General features: G+C 75.2%; 9 protein-coding genes and 1 pseudogene. All 10 read right to left on the reverse strand.

Annotated elements, in window-relative coordinates; translation table 11 throughout:
• Window positions 1–290, reverse strand: a pseudogene (locus ACSDR0_RS40775) (histidine kinase); the annotation flags it as partial.
• 134 nt (window positions 291–424) lie between these two features.
• Entirely contained in the window at window positions 425–1,003 is a 579-nt protein-coding gene (locus tag ACSDR0_RS40780) for a hypothetical protein (RefSeq protein ID WP_435294314.1), read from the reverse strand.
• Between the two features lie 358 nt (window positions 1,004–1,361).
• Complete coding sequence (locus ACSDR0_RS40785; protein ID WP_435294315.1) at window positions 1,362–2,762, reverse strand: helix-turn-helix domain-containing protein; 1,401 nt, start codon at window positions 2,760–2,762, stop codon at window positions 1,362–1,364.
• A 124-nt stretch (window positions 2,763–2,886) separates the two neighbouring features.
• The gene (locus ACSDR0_RS40790; protein ID WP_435294316.1) at window positions 2,887–4,479 is read right to left on the reverse strand and encodes an FAD-dependent monooxygenase; all 1,593 of its coding nucleotides are present in this window, start codon (window positions 4,477–4,479) and stop codon (window positions 2,887–2,889) included.
• Between the two features lie 285 nt (window positions 4,480–4,764).
• Window positions 4,765–5,193 carry a nitroreductase family deazaflavin-dependent oxidoreductase gene (locus ACSDR0_RS40795; RefSeq protein WP_435294317.1) on the reverse strand — a complete coding sequence of 143 codons (429 nt, stop codon included), beginning with the start codon at window positions 5,191–5,193 and terminating at the stop codon, window positions 4,765–4,767.
• A gap of 103 nt (window positions 5,194–5,296) precedes the next feature.
• The gene (locus ACSDR0_RS40800) at window positions 5,297–7,675 is read right to left on the reverse strand and encodes a hypothetical protein (RefSeq protein WP_435294318.1); all 2,379 of its coding nucleotides are present in this window, start codon (window positions 7,673–7,675) and stop codon (window positions 5,297–5,299) included.
• The gene (locus tag ACSDR0_RS40805) at window positions 7,672–11,574 is read right to left on the reverse strand and encodes a vWA domain-containing protein (protein ID WP_435294319.1); all 3,903 of its coding nucleotides are present in this window, start codon (window positions 11,572–11,574) and stop codon (window positions 7,672–7,674) included. The genes ACSDR0_RS40800 and ACSDR0_RS40805 overlap by 4 nt, the downstream gene beginning before the upstream one ends.
• Window positions 11,571–12,794, reverse strand: coding sequence for an ATP-binding protein (locus tag ACSDR0_RS40810; RefSeq protein WP_435294320.1), 1,224 nt, complete (start codon window positions 12,792–12,794; stop codon window positions 11,571–11,573). The genes ACSDR0_RS40805 and ACSDR0_RS40810 overlap by 4 nt, the downstream gene beginning before the upstream one ends.
• Window positions 12,795–13,039: 245 nt before the next feature.
• Window positions 13,040–18,115: a DNA-binding protein gene (locus ACSDR0_RS40815; protein ID WP_435294321.1), complete on the reverse strand. Its 5,076-nt coding sequence runs from the start codon at window positions 18,113–18,115 to the stop codon at window positions 13,040–13,042.
• Window positions 18,112–18,972 carry a DUF4132 domain-containing protein gene (locus ACSDR0_RS40820; RefSeq protein WP_435294322.1) on the reverse strand — a complete coding sequence of 287 codons (861 nt, stop codon included), beginning with the start codon at window positions 18,970–18,972 and terminating at the stop codon, window positions 18,112–18,114. Before ACSDR0_RS40820 ends, ACSDR0_RS40815 begins: the two co-directional genes overlap by 4 nt.
• Window positions 18,973–18,982: the final 10 nt, after the last annotated feature.

Raw genomic sequence — 18,982 nt, forward strand, 5'->3', positions numbered from 1 at the left:
GCGATCTCCTCCTCGCTCAGCCCCACCGGGACGAACTGGATGAGCGTGCTGTGGTCTCCGGCCACGCCCAGCGCGCCGTAGGTGGCGTCGACCAGCCTGGTGGCGGTCTCCACGATCCTGCGCAGCATGGTCTCCAGGTCCAGGTCGCTGCCCACCGCGACCACCGCGTCCAGCAGCGCGTGCACCCGGTCGCGGGTGGCCAGCACCGCCTCCAGACGTTCCCTCAGCTCCTCCAGCAGCTCGTCCAGCCTCATGTGCGGGATCAACGGCCCTGGCTCACCCTTCGCCATGCCCCCGAGTCTGCCACCCGCGCGCGCGACCCCCCATCCGCAGGTACCGCTCGGCGTGTGGCCACCGGTGCCGTGCCCCTCGTACGCGAAAACCCACCCGCGCCGGGGTGGGTTTCCGCGTACGCGCCCGCCGCTCACCTCAGGATCGGCAGGCGCCGCACCAGCGAGGTGCGAGCCCACGCGGCGCCGGCGCCGAGGGTGTCACCGGCGTTCGCCAGGGACAGCCCGGCCAGTACGACGACGTAGACGAGGTGATCGTCGACGAACGGGTTGGTGTCCAGCGGGAGCGCGGCGGCCCACATGAGCACCAGCATCAGGCCCCCGGCGACGGCGGCGACCCGCATGCCGATGCCGAGGACGAGGGCCGTGCCGATGCCCAGCAGGCCGAGCATGAACAGCCAGTCGACCCACGCCTGCCCGGCCAGGGCGCCGAAGATCCCGCCGAGCGCGTTCTCGCCGGTTCCCTTCAGGAAGCCGGTGGTCGGGCTGCCGCCCGCGATCCAGGCGCGGTCCGCGGGCGTGGCGAAACCCCAGCCGAACGTCTTGTCCAGGAACGCCCACAGGAAGATCCAGCCGAGGCCGATCCGGGCGACCGCCCAGACGTAGTCGACCGGGCGGGTTCCGGTTCCGGCCGGGCGGGCGTCCACGGGGGGCCCGCCGGCATCGGTGCGATCGCTGTGGTGATGCCCCTGGGTGCCCTTGCTGACCGCCATGGCCGCTCTCCTTCTGTTGTGACGTGCTCTGCCTGCCGTGGCTCAAGCACATCGTTTTCCGGGGTCTGGCGACAGTGCCGTACGGCTCGCCCCCTGAGCCCGGAAGCCCTTGCTCCAAAGGACTTTCGGCCCTCGATGGCCCGCGCCGCACGCCGCACGCGGGTCGCTCGCGGGTCGCCCTCGGCAACCGAAAACGGCCCCTGGCCGCCGGAGGCGGTCAGGGGCCGTTTCGCCGCAACCGGCCGACCCCCGAGGACCGGCCGGCGCGGCGCGACGCTTCACTGTGATCTCGGCCGAAGACCCGGGATCTCCCCAGGAGAAGGAACCCGGGGAGATCGGCGGATCCAGGGGGAGGACGTCATCCGGCTCTCGACTCGTGCGAGACGCCGAGGTGCGCCGGAATCACCGGACTCGCCGGGATGACCACCTCACGCCACGTCGAGCCGGGCGGCGTTTCCGCGCGCGAGCCGATCCCCACGGTTTCGAGCGCCCTGTGATAGGCGCTCATCTGCTTCTCCGGCGACCCGATCCTGCCCCAGAGGTCGCCGATCTCGCGCCAGAGCCTGGCCGACTCCCGGTCGACGAAGGAGGCCACGGAGGCCACCGGGTCGGCGAGCAGCTCCTGCGCCTTCGCCAGTGCCGGGCCGCCGTCTTTGGAGCGTGCCAGAGCGAGTTCGGCCAGAACGACGTACGCCATGGCCGGCACCGTCCCGCGCACTCCGGCCAGCAGGCCGAGAGCCTGTTCGGCCAGGTCGGTGGCGGTGTCCGCGTCGCCGGAGCGCAGCCGCACGCGGGAGAGCACGACCAGGGCGCGGGCGTGCTCGATCGTCCCGGGCGACAGGCGCGAGAGGATCTCGGCCGCGGAGGCGGCGAACCCGCCCGCCCGGTCGAGGTCGGCCTCCTCGGGACGCACGGTGGCGGCCCACGCCCAGCGCGTCGCGCTCCGGACGTAGCGGATGGCCATCCGCGCGGGCCGGCCGGCCGCGACGGCATCCGCCGCGAGCCGCGCGGCGAGCGCGGAGTCCTCCTCCGCCGCGGCCCTGCCGGCCCGCCACAGACCGAGGACCTCCGATTCGCGGTCAACGGCGTCGGGCAGCCGGGAGGCGGACAGCACGCGCTCGACGTACGCGAGGTCGATCTCCGTCTCGGCGAGCACCGCGGCGAGGTCGAGGGCGAGCTCGCCCTGGTCGAGCCCGAGCCGGTCGGCCTGAGCCAGGGCCTCCATCCCGAGATCCCGGGCGCGGAGCGTGTCACCGGCGCGGTGGTAGCAGCGGCAGAGCGCCACGACGAGCGGAAGGTCGGCGAGACGCTCGGGATGCGTCGCGGCCTCGTGGCGAAGCCGCTCGTAGGCCTCGACCGCCCGCGCCGTGTGCCCCTGGACCTCCAGTGCGCGAGCCTGGCCGAAGCGCGCCTGCGCGGCGAGGGCGGCGTTGTCGTCACCCGCGGCCTTGGCCGTGTCCGCGAAGAGCTCGGCCGCGACGGCCGGGTCCCCGTGGCACAGTTCGAGCTCGGCCTGACGCAGGGCGAGCCCGGTGTCGACGCGCTGGTGCGGCTCGATCCCGTGCAGCAGGAACTCCATGCCGCAGCCGAGCCGCTCGGCGAGCAGGCGTGTGACGACCGGTGTGGGAGTCCGTTTTCCGGACTCGATGAGCGAAACATAACTGTCAGACAGGTCCGGCCCGGCCAACTGCGCCTGGGACATGTGCCTGCTCAACCGCAATCCACGGATGCGGTCGCCGATGGTTGCTTGACCGGCCATCACCAGAGCCGTTCCGTCGGCGGCACGATGAGATCCACGTCCCACTCCTTACGCACGGTTTACTGTCAATTACAGTAGATCGTACTGCTCTTCGTCGCCAGCGGGGCCGTGGCGGCGGACCGTTTCACACGGGTTTCGCAGCGAGTGCCGCCGGAGGGCGGGGGGTGCACCACGCGGCCAGGGCCGCGCGCAGGCCGACATCGAGGGAGGTGGGGTTCCCGTCGTCGGTGGCCCAGGCGATGTATCCGTCCGGGCGGATCAGCAGGACGGGGAGGTCGGCGCTCGCGGGAACGGCGTGGACCACCCGCCCGTACGGCGGGCCCGCCGGGTCACCCGCGGAGGCCGGGACGCGCCCGGAAGCCGGGAGACCCTCAAAAGCCAGGACACCCTCAAGGGCCGGGACGCCCCCGGGGACCGGGACGCCCTCGGGAGCCAGGAGCACGAAGCGCCCGGCGCGCAGCACCTCGTACAGCCTCCTCGGCTCCCCGACCAGCCGGATGTCCGGCACCCTCTGGCCGGCCAGCCGGTGCGCTCCCGGGAGGGCGGGATAGGAGATGCCCAGGCCGGAGATGGTCTCGGCCAGCCAGCGGTTGAGGGGACGGATCCGGTTCGCGACGGCCGGGACCAGCGCGCGGGCGGCCCGCAGCCGCCGGATGGAGCCCGTGGCGGCGGTGAACAGGGTGCCGCTGATCCGTACGACCCTCCTGCCGACCGGATACCGCTCGTCGTGGTAGGTGTCGAGCAGGCCGTCCGGCGCCCAGCCCTGGACCGCGGCGGCGAGCTTCCAGCCGAGGTTGGCCGCGTCCTGCAGGCCGGTGTTCATGTCCTGCCCGCCCGCGGGCGGATGCACGTGCGCGGCGTCACCGACCAGGAACACCCGGCCGACGCGATAGCGGAGAACCTGCCGCTCGTCGCTGCGGGCCCTCGACAGCCGGCGGGCGTCGTGCATGCCGAAGTCGCTGCCCATGACGCGCCGGGTGGCGTCGCTCACCTCCCGGAGACTGACTCGCGCGCTCTCCGGAAGCTGCCGCCGCCGGTCCCAGGCGATGACCCGGTACCAGCCGTCGCCGTAGGGGGAGACGAAGGAGAAGCCCTCCTTGTTGGCGACGAGGGTCAGCTCCCGCTCCGGCCTCTCGTCCAGGAGGACCTCGGCCAGCATGACCGACTGCGCGGCGCAACGCCCCGGGAACGAGACGCCCAGCGCGTCTCTCACGAGGCTGTGCGCGCCGTCGGCACCCACGACGAACCTCGCGCGCCGGGTGCGCATCATGCCGCCGACGCATACGTCGACATCCACCCCGTCCGCGTCCTGGCGCAGCCCGACCGCCTCGGCACCGCGCGCGATCTCCGCTCCGAGCCGGGTGGCGCGCTCCTCGAGCACACGCTCGGCGTTGCCCTGCGGGGTGCACAGCAGGAACGGGAACCGCGACGGCATCCGGGACAGGTCGAGGTCCAGGCTGTCGAACACCCGGATCATCTCGACGGTCGCGCCGGTGCCGATCAGCTCGTCGGCGACGCCCCGGGCGTCGAGTTGCTCCAGCGAACGGGCGTGCACGGCGAAGGCCCGGGTGAGTTTCGAAGGCTCGGTACTCCGCTCCACGACCGCGCAGGCGACACCTCTCGCGGCGAGGTCCCCCGCGATCAGCAGACCCGCCGGACCGGCACCAACAACCAGCACATCCGTGTCGAACGGCACCATCAGCGTCTCCAATCCCACGCGAGGCGGCTCCGTGACGCGATCACCGGGGAGAACCAGCGTCGATCTACCCCTGTTTTCCCTCCACGATGAGATCCGGCCCCCAGGACCGACGGGTCGCCGCTCCGGCGCCGCCGGCCTTCGCCGCCCTCCGTCCGGCCGATGTCGTACGCCGACCACCGGCGGCCATTTCATGCTACGACCAGGCCTTTCGCAGCCGGTCGGCGACCGGCCCTCCCACCCGCCGCGTGATCGGCACGACCGCCGCGCCGGGGTCGGCCGGTCGAGCGCACGCCCGGCCGCGCCTCAGGCACGCGTGAGGATCACCACCGGGATGTCGCGCGCGGTCTTGCGCTGGTAGGCGGCGTACTCACCGTGAATCCCCACCATCTGCTCCCACAGGGCGGGCTTCTCCCCGGCGGTCGCGGTCCGCCCGACGGCGGTGAACACCTCGGCCTCCACCTGCACCTCGACCTGCGGCAGGGCCAGCATGTTGTGGTACCACAGCGGGTGGTCGTCAGCCCCGCCGTTGGAGGCGACGACCACGTAGGCGTCGCCGTCGCGACCATAGATCAGCGGGGTTCGCCGCTTCAGCCCGGACTTGCGCCCGACGGTGGTCAGCAGCAGGGTGGGTCTGCCGTAGTAGAGATGGCCCTTCGCTCCATTCGACTCGACGTAGTTGCGGAGGTGCTTGGAGACCCAGTCTGTGGGGGAATCGATGATCTCGTCGCTCATGCCGCTCACGCTACCGGCCTCCGGCGACATTTCTTGATCCGGTCCTCCGGTCGCGCGCCGATGCCGGCTCCTCCCTTTCGTTTCCCTTGCCCGTTCCCCCCGGTCACCCTGGATCGCGGCGGGTGTGGCCGTCGTGCCAGGACGCCTGGACGAGCGCCCGTTCGGTGGCCGCGAGGTGGACCGCCGCGGCGAGCCACGCCCAGGCGTACCGGTCGCCGCCGGAGTCGACCAGGCGGCCGAACACGTCGCGGGTACGGCGGTCGGCCTCCTCGGTGAGCGCGGCGACGAGGTGCGCGGAGGTCTTGAAGCCCGCGCGGCGGAGCGGGGCCCGCTGGGCGAGGGAGTCACCACCGCGAGCGGACTCGGCGACCGCCCGCCGCCCGCCGGAGACGGCCAGCTCGACAAGGCGGCGCGCCCGCCAGAGGGGTGAGCCCGCCACCGGGTCCACGTCGGTCCCGGCCGCCTCCGGCCAGGGCGGGCAGTCGTCGCGGGACGGAAGGTGGGAACCCTGCAGGCGGTCGTACCCGAGGTCGGCGCGGTCCAGCCACTCGGCGGGCAGGCACAGCGTGGGCCCGGCGCCCGGAACGGGCCCGACCGCGAGCGGGCGCAGGGTGGCGGCCCGGCCGGGGTCCAACCGGCCGATCACCCGTACCCGCAGTCCCGGTCTGGACGCGAGCCGCCGCAGGTTGGCGACATGGGCCAGCTCGGGGTGGGAATGGGCCGCTACGAGCCGGATCAGCGGTCCCTGCGTCCGTCCCGCCGCCGGTCTGGAAAGAGGCGGTTCGGAAAGAGGAGCGGCACCGGAAGGCCCGGATGGCACGAGGAGCGGGTCCGACCCAGCCCGGTCCGACCCAGCCGGGTCCGATCCAGCCCTGTCTGCCCCGGTCCGGTCCGCCCCAGCCCTGTCTGCCCCGGTGCGGTCCGACCCAGCCCGGTCCGATCCGGCCCGGTCTCGTTCCGTGGGGGACAGTAGCTCGCGGGCGAGCAGCCGGTCCCCCTCGGCACCGACGATCACCAGGTCGCATCCGACCATTGGCTGTTCCGCTCCCCCGGCGTCGCGCGGATCACTCCACGAGCTCCCGGAGAACGTCGCGTCGGCCGCCGTGGCGAGCGGCCTGGCGAACAGGGCCGTCAGCGGCCCCTCCGACCAGGACAGTCCCGCGACGGGATTGGCCCGCACGCCGCGGCCCGCGCCGAGACGTCCGTCCGGGGAGATCGTCGCGCCGGAGATCAACAGCCCCCCTCGAGCCAGCTGGGCGTGATTGAGAGCCGCGGCGCCGAGGGCGACCGTGGCGGTGGCGGCGCCCCGGGCACGGGCCGGCCCTCCGGGCCTGACGTCGGCGACGGAGAATTGGCGGCCGTCCTCGGCGACGAGGTGGGTGACCACTCCGCCGTAGCCGGTGGCGCTGATCACCGGCTCCCTGCAGACCCCGTACACCCTCAGTCCCTCGCCCTGCCGGTAGGCGCGGCGCGCGGTTCCCACCAGGGCGGGATCGGGGTCGGCCGCCGCGAGCCCGCCCGCGGTCAGCAGGAGCTCCCGGAGCGCGGCGACCAGGTCGGCGAGGCGGTGGCCGTCATGGCGGGCGCGGGCGGCCCGCAGTTCGCGGACGACGCGCAGGGCGGCGGCCTCGGCCCTGTGCAGACCCGCCACCCGAGCCGTGTGGGCCGCGCGGAGCAGCTCGGCCTGGGGCACCGCCCCGGCACCGGGCACCCCGCCCGCGAGAACCCCGGCGGCGGCCTCCCACAGCCCGGTCGCGGCGGCCACCTGCCCGGCGTTGGGGCCGGAGACGGGAGCGGGCTTCGAGCCCGAGGTGGGACCGGAGTCAGGGGTGGGACCGGAGCCGGGGGTGGGGCCCGGGGAGGCGCCCGCACTCGTGATCGCAGCCGCCCTCGTCTCCCCGGCCGAGCCCGCGCCCGGGGCCGCTCTCCCGCCGGAGACCGGGATGAGGCCCGCACCCGCGTCCACGGTCGCGTCCGAACCCGCGCGCGAGTCCGGCCCCGTGTCCAGCCCCGTGTCCGAACCCGTGTCCGAGCCTGCGCGCGAGCCCGGCCCCATGTCCGTGCCCGGCCCCGTGCCCGAACGCCCGCCAGTGCTCGTCCCCGTGCCCGATTCCGTGCTGGCGGGCAGGTCAGCGGGCAGGTCCGGAGGCACGGACAGATCCGGGTCCGCGACCGGGCAGGCGCTGAGGACGGCCGCGCGGTGCAGGCAGCGGGGTGCGAGTAGGCAGCTGCACCGGGCCGCGCCGGGGTCGGCGATCGTGCCCGACGCCCCCGGCGTGAGGGTGACCTCCGCGTCCTCCCCCCAGCTGACGGAGACGCTCTGAGCGTCGGCGGCGAAGGGGAGCCCGGCGCACCGCTCGATCGCCGCGTCGAGTTTCTTGCGCAGCCGTGGCGTGAGGTCCTCCACGGCCGAGGCGACCACGTGCGGCTCCACCGGCGGCAGATGACCCGCGGGGAAGGCGCCGGAGGCTGGGGGGTTCAACGGGTTTCTCCTCGGAGACGGTCGCCCACCCAGCGGGCGAGGGCGAGCGGGCTGAGTGCGGCGACGGGCATGCCGGCCGCGACGAGCTGCTGGGCGACGGGCACCGAGTAGCGCGGGGCTCCGGTGTCGTCCAGGGCGGCGCAGCCCAGCAGGTGCACGCCGGAGGAGACGAGGGAGCGGACCTCGCCGAGAAGCCCTCCGAGCGGGTAGCCCTCCTCGAAGTCGCTGACCACCACGACGAGCGTGCGGCTCGGCACGGTGACCAGGGAGCGCGCGTGGGCGAGCCCGGCGGCGATGTGCGTACCGCCGCCGACCCGCACGTCGAGCAGCAGGGACAGCGGGTCGGCGACCCGGTCCGTCAGGTCGATCACGCTGGTGGAGAAGGCCAGGAAGTGGGTGGAGAGCGTGGGAACGCCTCCCAGGACGGCCGCCGTCAGCGCGGACCAGATCACCGAGGCCTCCATGGAGCCCGACACGTCGACCACGAAGACCAGCCGCCAGTCGGCCTCGTTGCGTACCCGGGTGGTGAAGATCGGCCGTTCCGGCACGACGAGGAGCCTGCCGTCGCCGGTCCGGCGGGTGTGCGCCAGGTTGGCCCTGAGGGTGGCGGGCAGGTTGAGCCGTCCTCCGGGGCGGCGGGTGGGACGCGGCGTCGCCAGGCCGGTCAGCGCGGGGCGCAGCCGGGTGGCGAGTTCCCTGGCCAGCTCGGCGACCAGGCGGCGGACCAGCGGCCTCAGCCGGGAGAGTCGCTGCTCGGGCAACCCGCCCGCCAGGGAGAGCACGGAGGTCAGCAGGTCGATCGACGGGCGTACCGAGTCGGGGTCGAGCTCGGACAGCACGTCGGTCCGGCCGGCACCGGCCGCGCCGGCCAGCACCTCCTCCCTGACCTCCGCTCCGAACAGGGCGTCGAGCTCCTCGGCCCACTCGCGGGCGGAGGGGAAGGACGCGCCCTGCCCGGCGCCGTCACCCGATCCGTGCCCGAAGTCGCCCGCCCCCTCTCCCCGGCCCGTCCCGTACAACTCGTCCAGGGCGTGCGCGTAGCGCCGGGCTCCGGCGGGCAGCCGCTCGGTCTCCCTTCCGAGGAGCAGGCGCCACCGGTCGGCCGGGGCGAGCCGCCGCGGGGCGGCCTCCCCTTCCCCTCCCGGTACGGCCCCTCCCGGTACGGCCACCGGAGGCTCCGCCTCGTGCCCGCTCTTCTTCCCCGGGGATACGAGGGAGGGATCCGGTTCCCCGGCGTCCGCGCTCACCCGGTCCCGGGTGAGCGGTTCGGACGGCTCGGACGGCTCGGACGTGGTTGCCGGGAGGGAGAGGCCGGGCACGGAAAGCCGCAGGGCGGTCAGGGCGGCCAGCCCGGCGGCGTCTGCGGCGGCCCAGAGCGCCAGGAGCTCGGGCGGGGCGCTCAGCGCCAGGTCGAGCCGGTCGCCGAGGCGGTCGGTCACGGCCCGCAGCAGCCTGTCGCGCGCCGCCGGGGTGAGGGTGTCGAAGCCGCCGCGCAGCGCGGGGAGCCGGTCGAGGAAACCCTGGTCGGTGAGGCCGTCGACGCGGTCGAGCAGCGGGTCGAGGGCCGCCGCGGCCGACTGCAGGAGTGGGCCCGCGGCGGCGAGCAGGCCGGTGAGCAGGCGGGACAGCCTGTGGCGCCCCTCCGGCCCCGTGGCGGTGTCGACCCATCCGGCGGCTCGCGCTCCGAGGGTGTCCGGCGTGTCCAGGTCGAGCAGGACGCGGGCCGCGAGCGCGGCCCCCTGGACGAGCGGGGAGCCGGTGCGCGCGAGGGTGTCCAGCGCGTCGTCGAGACCCAGGCCGAGCCGGTGCTCGGCGGAGCGGGTGACGAGCGCGATCAGTGCGGCCGCGTCCTCGGGCTGGTCGCTGCCGGCCAGGCCGGGCAGTGACCGTACGGCCGCCTCCAGCAGGGTGCCCGCCAGCTCCGCCGCCCGGTCCCGGCTCTCCGGCGTGGTGCCGGGAAGGTGCTCACGGCGCAGCGCCTCCAGCAGGTCGAGAGCCTGGAGCAGGTCGGGCAGCCCGGCGGTGGCGGGGAGCACGGAGGCGGCGTCCTCGATGCGGTCGGCGACCAGGTCCCGCAGGTCGCAGGCGGCCGCGGCGCGCAGTCCAGCGAGGATCAGCTCGCAGGTGGGACCGCCCTCGGCGGACTCCCTGCGGAAGGTCTCGCGCAGCGTCCCCTCGGCGGCCAGGGCCGCGGTGACGCCCCGTACGCCCGCCAGGTCCAGCAGCGCGGCCGCCGAGGGCGTCCACGAGAGCAGCCACCGGCTGGTGAGGGCGGTCCCGTCGCCCGTACCCGTCACCTCGGTCGGCTGACCGTAGCCGGTGCCGCACACCAGCAGGCGTTGCAGCAGGATCTCGCGGCGGCGGTCCAGGTCCGAACGGAGCGGGTCGAGGCGGACCTCGCGGGAACCGGGGTCGCCGGGGTGGGGCAGCCGCAGCTCCACCAGTTCGGCCTCGACCGCCGGGCCCAGCCCGGAGCGGGGGGTGCCCGGAGCGATCCTGCCGCGCTCGGTGCCGACGAGGACCGTTTCGAGGGCGCGGGCGAGCGCCCGGCCGCGCCCCAGGGGTTCGCCCTGGCCGAGCACGGTCGTCACCGCCTCGAGCAGCTCGCCGCGCCCCGGCGCGGGCAGTCCGCGCAGACGAGCCAGGTCACAGGCCAGCCGCAGCGTCTCCACGGCCTCGCCGGTGCCCGCGGTGTGCCCCGCGGCGCGCAGCTCACGGCAGATCTCGGTGATCGTACGGGCGGCGGCGTCCCTGATCCTCCCGGGATCGCCGCCCGCGACGAGGACCGCCTGCTGCCAGCGAGGGTCACGGATGCCCGCCGGGTAGCCGGACCTGGAGTCGAGCAGGTCGAAGGCGTACGGGACGAGTGACGTGGCGGGCGAGGGGCCTCCGGCGGCCGGGGGGTTTGTTCCGCGTGCCGGGCTGCCCTTGCCCGAGGTGCCCTGACCTGGAGTGACCTGCCCCGGGGCGGCATGAACAGGGGCGACGTGCACAGGGGCGGCGTGGGCCGGCGTGGCGTGGTCCGGGGGAGCCGCGCCGGGGACGGCCGGGGGCGAGGTGGCGGAGGCGGCGGCAGCCGGATCACGGGTGATCAGGGCGGGAGCGTGGAAGGCGCCGATCACCGCGGCGACCCGCCGGCCACCCGCGGCCGCCCCGGCGAGAACCTCGCGCATGTGCGCCTCGCGGGCCAGGTCGCCGGGCGGCACTCCGCCCGAGGCCTCCGCGTCCTGCCGCAGCGCCCAGCCCACGCCCAGCGCCGCGCGGCGTACCGCCTCGGGCGGGCAGCCGGGGGCGAGCACCTCGACGGCGCGATCCCACATGTCGTCCCCCTCCCTGCCCGTGGCGGAGGCGGCGAGGCCGTCGGCGAAGGCCCTGACCGGCGGGGTCGTCGCGCCGGACCTGACCGGATCGCTCTCCGACCAGGCGGGGGCGGAGAGCGGGAGGTCGCAGCAGAGCACCTCGACCCCGCGTTCGCGCGCCCAGCGGATGGCGGCCAGCTCGGGCGAGAAGTCGGCGAAGGGGTAGAAGCCGAGCCGTCCGTCCCCGCCCGTCCCGGCGAGGGCGACCGGCGCGAGCGTGGCCGGATTCGCCAGGTGGACCAGCCACGGCTGGAAGTCGGAGGGCAACTCGACGCAGACCACCTCGGCCCCGGCGGCGTCGAGCAGGGCCGGGACGGCCGCCGCCAGCGCGGGGCTGTGGTGGCGCACGCCGAGCAGGTAGGGCCGCCCGTCGCCGCCCGTCCCGGCGAGCGCGTCCACCGCGCCCCGGGGATCGGCGCCGGCGCCCACACCGTGAACGTCCACGTCGGGGAGACCGGAAACACGCCCGGCCGCCACCTCACCGTCCTGGGCACCCGCGTTCCCCGTTCCGGAGGTGCCCGCCTGCCGATCGCCCGTCAACGCAGGTTCTCCCGCAGGTCCCAGAGGCGGCGCCACATCGCGGAGCCGTCCTCGGCGCGGCGTCGCACCGGACCGTCCCAGTAGCCGAGCAGTCGCGCGTGGTCGGCCGGGTCGTCCTTGCGGACCACGCCGAGCAGGTGACCGGGTACCAGGTCGAGGACGTCCCCGCCGGGCAGGTAGGCCGCCGCCACGCCGAGGGAGGCCGCCACCTGCACCGCCTCGGCCGTGGACATCACGGTTCCCGGGCGCTCCACGTCCCAGCCCTCGGCCGAGCGGCCGGAGCGCAGGTCGCGAAAGACGGTGACCAGCGCGTCCAGCACGGCGTCGTCGACGCCGAAAGCGGCACCGGCCCGCCGCACCACGGCGGTGGCCTGGCCGCGCACCAGGGCGGCCTCGGCGACGGGATCGGCGATGGGGGCGACGGTCTCGAAGTTGAACCGGCGCTTGAGCGCCGCCGACATCTCCGAGACGCCCCGGTCGCGCAGGTTGGCCGTGGCGATCACGGTGAATCCGGGGGTGGCCGGCGTCAGGGCGTCGGGCGTGCCCGCGAGCTCGGGCACGCTGAGGCGCCGGTCGGACAGGATCGACACCAGGGCGTCCTGCACCTCGGGCAGGCAGCGGGTGATCTCCTCGATCCTGACGACCTGCCCGGCCCGCATGGCGGCCAGCACCGGGGAGTCGACCAGCGCCTGGCGGCTCGGCCCCTGGGCGAGGAGCAGGGCGTAGTTCCAGCCGTAGCGGAAGGCGTCCTCGGTGGTACCGGCGGTGCCCTGCACGGTGAGCGCGCTCGTACCGCAGACGGCGGCGGCGAGAAGCTCGGAGAGCATCGACTTGGCTGTGCCCGGCTCGCCGACCAGCAGAAGGCCGCGTTCGCCGGCGAGGGTGACCACGCAGCGTTCCACCAGGGAACGCTCGCCGACGAACTTGGGGGCGATGGTGAGCCGGGCGGGCGGCGCGGTGCCACCGGCACCGTCAGCGCCGTCAGCGCCCCCACCTCCCCCGCCGCCCTTCGCCCGCCGGGATCCGGGCAGTTCGAGGGTCTCGCCCCCGCTGCCGCAGACGAAGGTGACGACCGCGCGCGGGGTCAGCGCCCAGCCGGGCGGGCGGGGGCCGTCGTCGTGGGCGGCGAGGAAGGCGAGTTCGGTGGCGTGCTGTTCCTCGGCCGGCAGCGTCCGCCGGTCGGGAAGGGCCGGAGGGGCCACCTGTTCGGTCATGGTCATGGGGGGAGATCCTTCTGTCCGGGAGTCTGCCCGAACCGGCCGGGACGCGCGCGACGAGCCCGCGCCCCGGCCGGTTCGGACCTGGTGAAAGCGGGTGTTCTCCAGCTGAGCGATCCGTGCCCGTGGAGGTCCGCGCATACGGTCCGCGCATACGGTTCGCCCGCGCGGTCGGCGGTGCGACCAGCGGTGCGAGGTCCGTGCCCGCGGGGAACGAGGTCCGTCCCCGCGGGAGGAGGGTGATCGTGTCAGCGGCGCCTGCCGCGCCGTACGCGGAGCTCCTCGAAGCGGGGAACGTCGCCGTCGCGGACCCGCCGCCACGCCCTGCTGTAGAGGTCGGCGGCGGGCTCGGCGGGCACGATCGTCCCGAGCACCGCGCTCTCCCCGGCGACCAGGTCGAGCAGGGGGAGCTTCCACCGTTCGAGCGGGACGTTCGGGGTCTTGAGTTCGGTCCAGGCCCCCGGCAGGAAGAGCGAGCGGCCCGCCCGGGTGCGGCTCGCCTCGACCACCAGGTCGGTGGCGGCCAGCTCGGCGCGGGCCGCCTTGAACCGGGCGGGCTTCCAGCCGGTCCAGCGGGTGACGTTCTTGTCGGTGGGGTCAGGCATCGCGAGCAGCGCCAGGTAGAGCGCCGCGGCGTCCTGGCCCAGCCCGTACTCCCCCGCGACCTGGGAGAGCAGCGCGGGCACGGAGCGGGACGGATCCTGCGGCCACCAGGTGCCGTCGGCCGCGCGCTCCCCCGCCACGGGATCTCCGGGGCCGGCGAGGAGCGCCTCGAAACGCGGATCGCGGGCGGTGCGCAGCGCCAGCTCGGCGGGGAAGGGCCGCTCCGGGTTGCCGGTCAGGGCACGCAGGGCCGGCAGGTAGGGGTCGTTCCCCGAATCGTCGAGCAGGGCGACGCGCAGGCCCGGGGCGGGCCGGTCGTCGTGGGTGGCCATGATCACGGCGCCGTAGCGTTCCCAGCCCCCGGCGACCTCGGTGGGGGCTCCGGCGACCTTGCGGAACCCGGGGAGGTCGACGTATTCGCCCAGGTCGAGCAGCAGGTCGGGATGGGCCAGCCGCTCCCTGATCGCGGCCAGCACCGCGGGCAGCCCGGCCCGTACGGGATCGCCGGAGGGCAGCCGGTGGGCCAGCCACGCGGTCAGCGCGACCGCGGAGATCAGCGTGAAATGGGTGAATCCGGTATCGCCGCCGTCGGCCGGGGCGACGCGATCGCCCTTCACCTGCCAGCGCAGGTCCTTGCCGAGCTCCGGAGCCGAGGCCGGGTCGAGCAGGGCGGGCAGCGCCCGGCTCGGCTCCCACCAGCCACGGACCGCGCGGGTCGCCTCACCGACGAGCCACTCGGGGACGGCGGCCCGCCGTCCCACCCGGGCGTTCCACACGCGCGCGGCGGCGGCGACGTCGGGTCCGTCGGTCCACAGCGCGGCCGGGCGCTCCGGCAGCAGCGCGCCGACGACCTCCCGCCGGACGTCGGTGTCCAACCGGCGCAGCTCGTCCTTGGCCACGGCGGCGTCGGCCGCCTTCACCCCGAGGGAGGCACGCAGGTCGCCGGGCAGGAAGCCGCGCTCGTAGGCGTCCACGTACGGCAGCCCGGCGACGACCAGCCGTGCCGTCGTCTCGGTCACCCCGGTGAGCCGCGCGAACTCCTCCGCGCTCTCCGGCCGCCAGGGCGCGGGGCCCCGTTCGGCGAGCTCCGCGAGGAACTCCCCGAGCCAGCCCGCGTGCCTAGCCTCGCCGACCGGGCCCGAGGAGCGCACGGTGTAGGGATGGGGTACGTCGAAGCGGCCCGCCGGGTCGTGGAAGAGCGCGGTGAAGCGGTAGCCGCCGCTGATGTCGGAGTCGAAGGTCAGGAACGCGATGAGGGCGCCGTCCTCCAGCGGGAGCACGTTGAGCCCGTCGCCACCGCGCCGCCTGTTCCGCGCGTTGTCGACCCAGGCACTGTCGAGGTGCAGGACGAAACGGCGCCACGAGGACGGTTCCGCCGCGGAGACAGGCCCGAGCGTCTCGAACTCGGAGAGCAGCTCGCGCAGTGCGCCCGCCTGTTCGGGATCGGGCGTCGACGCCGCCCGGTAGGCGAGCGCGGCCGACCGGTCGAGCAGCGGCTCCCAGTTCACGGAGAGGCCCGCGAGCCGCGGGCCCTCCAGGTGAACGCGGGCGGTCCGGCCGGAGGGTGTCAGCTTCTCGCGGCCGATCGTCCGGAGCTGCTGGAAGATGCCGTGGGACGTCGCGCGCCCCCAGTAGGGGGTCACGACGCCGAGGCCGTTGAGCGCGTCGGCGAGCAACTGGTCGGAGGGACCTTCCGGCTCCTCCTCCTGCCCCTCGCCCGCGAGGGCGGCGGCGAGCCTGGCCGCCGCCGCGTCCAGGGTGGCCCGCTGGGCGGCGGCGAACGCCACCACCCCGGCGATCCCGGCGATCAGCGCGTCGTGGGTGACCTGCGGCAGCAGGGAGGCGACCAGGCCGCGCAGCTCCTCCCGCGCCGATCGCGGGGGCTGTCCCGACCGGCCGGGATCCGCGGACTCGACGGAGCCCGCGGCCTTCAGCAGGGCCGCCGCCGTCTCCCCGTCGATCCGGCGCAGGGCCGCCGAGCCCTCCGGATCGCGGGGCAGCATGCGGTGCCAGTGACGAAGCGGCGGCAGCAGGGCGGTGCCCTCCGCGAAGGCTCCCGGCTCTCTCTGCAGCGAGGCCGTCGCGACGACGACACCCTCCGGGTCGACGAGCTTGACCTCCCGGTAATCCTGGACGACGGCACGCGGCCGGTCGTCGCCGGGGAAGGTCACCGCGCGCGACGGCCGGCCCTGTCCGTCGGGGCCACCGCGCAGGGTGACGGTGCGCCCGGCGAGGTCCTCACCGCGCAGCGATCCGTCGGGCAGCTCGACCACCCGCCAGCCGAGCAGGCCGTTCACCGGGACACCGGCCGGGGTGGCCTCGTCGGAGAAGGCCGGCAGCACCCAGCCGTCGTGGAGGGTGCTGCCCTGCGGGGCCGAGCGCAGCGCGTCGGCGAGGAACCCGGGAGTGCTCAGCCTGCCCTCGGTCATGGTGGCCGGGTCGTGCTCGCGCCAGCCCTTCGCCTCGACGTCCCAGATCCAGAACGAGGTCCCGTCACCTATCAGGCGGCGCCTGCGGGGCACCGTGGTGTCGCCCGGGTGGAGCACACCGGCGCCGGTGGCCCGCCCGCCGCCGGGCAGCGGCAGGGTGACCGTGCCGGCGCCCAGCGCCCATCTGCTGCCCTCCCCCTCCATCGCGAGGATCGTCCCCGCGGAGGAGTGCCAGTATCCGCGCAGCCCGTCACCGTAGGTGTGCCAGTAGACGAGCAGTTCGCCGTCGACGTGCTGGAAGCCGGGGTCGCCCCAGACCTCGTCCGGCGCGGAACGCAGGTCGTGGACGAGCACGGTTCCCTCCGGGCCGATGACCCTGGCCCGGGAGGGGCCGGAGACGATCAGGTTCGGCCAGGCGTCGGCGGTCTCGATCTCGTCCAGGTCCTTCGGGCCGACGAGGTCGGCGACCGCCTCCTCCCAGGCCGGCCAGCCCAGCTCGTCGAGGAGCCCGCCGCGCAGCGTCCTGGCGAGTTCGGCGGCGAGGTCGGCTCGTACCGCCTCGGCGACCTCCTCCCCGGCCAGGACCAGCGCCTCACCGGGCAGCCAGGTCAGCCGTCTGAGGGCGCCGGGCAGCTGCGGCAGGCCTATGGCGGCCGAGCGCCGGGCGACCGCGCCCACCCACTCCGCCAGCATCGTCCGGCCGCCGGGCGAGGCCGCCAGGCGGCGTACGGCCCGATGCCCGTCGGTGTCGTCGCCGAACGAGTCGGCGGTGCGGTGGAACACGGGCCGGAACCGGGGGTCGGCGGCCAGCGCGATCAGGTCACGTCCCTCCTCCCCACGCGCCCAGGGCTCCAGCAGCAGGTACGCGTCGTCGTCCGGATCGGCGACCGGCACCTCCAGCGACAGCAGGAGGTCGACCAGGTCGGGGTCGGGCTTGAAGGGCACGCTCCCGCCCGACGCGGCGAGCTCGGCGCGCAGCCGTCCCGCCACGCGCTCGACCAGCGCGTACAGGCCGGGCAGCCTCGGATTTCCGCGCCAGTCGAAGTTCTGGATGGCCAGGAAACGCTCGAGCCAGCCCGCCGTGCCGTCGGCGGGACGTTCGTGGTCGGGAACCTCCGCCTCTCCCAGGCCCGCGGTGGTGCCCGACTCCTCCAGCACCTCCAGCCAGAGGGCGGGCATGTCGTCGTCGCCGTTGGCGGGCATCGTGTTCAGCAGCGTCCCGCGGAGGGCGGGCTCCCGCAGGGCGAGGTCCACCAGGGCCTTGCGGTGCGCCTTCCACCAGCCCAGCGGCGCCCCCGAGGTGGCGGGCAGGCCGAGCAGGTCCACCAGGTACGACCGCTCCTCGGCGTCCGCGTCGCGCCCGGCGGCCTTGGCCAGGCGGCGCAGCTCGACGGCCATCTGCGCGGACGGCGACAGCCCGCCCGCCGTGCGGCGCACGCACAGCCGGTGGATCCTGCCCAGGGCCTCGTCCGCGGGCACCCGGCTCGCCAGCTCCTTGGCGTACACGGACAGGGCCTTCACCGGCAGGGCTCCGGCGAGCGCGAACTCCAGGAACACCGCGTCGAGCCGGTCCTCGTCGACGGCCAGGCCGTGCTCGATCTCAGCCCTGCGCGCCTGGACGAACATCTGCGCCGCGTAGGTGGCGTTCTCCATCGAGAGGAACACCCGGCCCGCCTGTTCGAGGAACGTCGGCAGGAAGTGCGGGAGGGACCCGGCCAGCTGGGCGGCGAGCCGCTGGTAGGCGTCGAGGGCGGCCTTCGGCTTGGACTTCACCTGCCGGCTCGCGCGGTCCAGCTCCGGCACCAGGGCGAGCGCGTGGTGGCCGTCCTCGGGGTGATGCACGAGCACCCACTCGGGGAACCCGAGCGAGCGCCGCAAGTCCATCCCGACGACGACCGGCTCGCCGTCCGGCTCCAGCCCGAGGAAGCCCGCCGCGGCGTCCTCCGCCGCGCCCAGTTCCTCGGCGACCAGGCGCACCACCACCCGGCCCTCCAGCCCGGGGTGCCGGTAGGCGCGCGCGGTCAGGGGCACCGCCCGCTCGCCGCCGTCCGTGCCCGGCGGAAGGACCGCCCCGGCCTCCAGCAGCTCCCGCGCCTCGGCGGTGCGCGCGGCCTCCCGCGCCTCGGGAACCGCGGCCTCGCTCCCCTGCCCGGACGGCTCGTGCGCCTTGGTTCCGTCGCCCGCTTCGGGCAGGTCGTGGGTCCCGGTTCCGTCGCCCGCTTCGGGCAGGTCGTGGCTTTCGGCCGCGGGCCGGACCGCGGGGGTGCTCGCTGACGATGTGGCGCCGCTCACGCGTTCGTTCCTTCCTCGACGTTGCGGCCGGCGTACAGCGCCGCGGCCATGCGCATTCCCTCGGACCAGGCCACCGGGCCGACCTCCCGCAGGGGAAGCCGCCTGCCGTCACGGTCGTGCCAGGTCAGGTTGCCGGTCTCGGTGTCACCGTCCCAGTAGGGCTCTCCGATCCACACCGACGCCTCGGCGTCGCGCCCGGCGTCGCGCACCGCGCAGGTGGCGTAGCCGCCCGACACGCGGTAGCCGAGCGAGGTGGCGCGGGCGGCGAGGCCGAACCGGGAGGCGAATCTCCCCCCGGCGAACTCCTTCACCTCGGTGGCCTTCTCCGCGAACTCGGCGGGCCTTTCCCAGGTCGCCCGGTGGATCTGCTCGACGCGCTGGGTCACGCCCAGTTCCGCGGCGAACTCCCGCAGGTCCTCCAGGTCGGGGAGCAGCACCGGGTGGGGCAGGGTCACGGTCTCCGGGGACATCCGGACGGTCTCACCGTCCAGGTTCACCGTCCGCAGTTCGCCGGAGCCGGTGACGTCCCGCAGGAAGCCCGCCTCGTCGTCGCCGACCACCACGAGGTCGCGCAGCACCGACCGCCACGCCTCGTCCGGCCACACCCGGGCCACCAGCCCGGTGGGAACGGGCAGGGACGACACCATCCAGGCGTCCACCCGTGCCACGCAGGTGGCCTCGTGCCGGTCGAGCCACTCGGCCAGGCGGCGCAGCCGCTCGACCTCGGGGTGCTCGCGCACCTGCTTGGGCAGCGACTTCAGCTGCCGTCCCGCCGCCCGGCCCGTAGTGGCCCTCGCCGCCACCCGGCCCTCCACCAGAGCGACCTCATACCCGTCGCCCGCCGCCAGCCAGCCCAATGGGTCCCGC

It is taken from the genome of Streptosporangium sp. G11, from assembly GCF_051192615.1.
In the GTDB taxonomy this organism is placed as follows: Bacteria; Actinomycetota; Actinomycetes; order Streptosporangiales; family Streptosporangiaceae; genus Streptosporangium.

Coding starts and splice junctions, on each gene's coding strand:
- ACSDR0_RS40780 (WP_435294314.1), bottom strand. CDS start 1,003: ATGGCGGTCAGCAAGGGCACCCAGGGGCATCACCACAGCGATCGCACC.
- ACSDR0_RS40785 (WP_435294315.1), bottom strand. CDS start 2,762: ATGGCCGGTCAAGCAACCATCGGCGACCGCATCCGTGGATTGCGGTTG.
- ACSDR0_RS40795 (WP_435294317.1), bottom strand. CDS start 5,193: ATGAGCGACGAGATCATCGATTCCCCCACAGACTGGGTCTCCAAGCAC.
- ACSDR0_RS40810 (WP_435294320.1), bottom strand. CDS start 12,794: ATGACCATGACCGAACAGGTGGCCCCTCCGGCCCTTCCCGACCGGCGG.